This is a genomic window from Streptomyces beijiangensis (assembly GCF_017315755.1).
Lineage (GTDB): Bacteria > Actinomycetota > Actinomycetes > Streptomycetales > Streptomycetaceae > Streptomyces > Streptomyces beijiangensis.
Genome location: NZ_JAFLRJ010001466.1, coordinates 1 through 291 on the forward strand (window position 1 = coordinate 1; position 291 = coordinate 291).

The window sequence follows — 291 nt, forward strand, 5'->3', positions numbered from 1 at the left end:
TGGGCGAAGGGACAGGCCGGACCATCAGAGGTCGGTCCGGGCCCTTCGCCCATCCCTCAGGCGTACGTGTGGAAACCGCGCCCGGACTTCCTGCCCAGCAGACCGCCCTCGACCATGCGCAGCAGCAGCGGCGGCGGCGCGTACAGCGGCTCCTTGAACTCCTCGTACATGGCCTGCGCGATGGAGACGGTGGTGTCCAGACCGATGAGGTCGGCGAGCCGCAGCGGCCCCATCGGATGCGAACAGCCCTGCACCATGCCCTCGTCGACGACCTCCGCGGACGCCAGGCCC

Annotated in this window: 1 protein-coding gene; it reads right to left on the reverse strand. The window is 70.1% G+C overall.

Annotation, left to right across the window (positions count from 1 at the left end):
- Nucleotides 1–56 precede the first annotated feature (56 nt).
- Nucleotides 57–291 (reverse strand): 3-hydroxyacyl-CoA dehydrogenase family protein (locus J0695_RS42275; protein WP_242553820.1); only part of this gene is annotated, 235 nt, incomplete at its 5' end.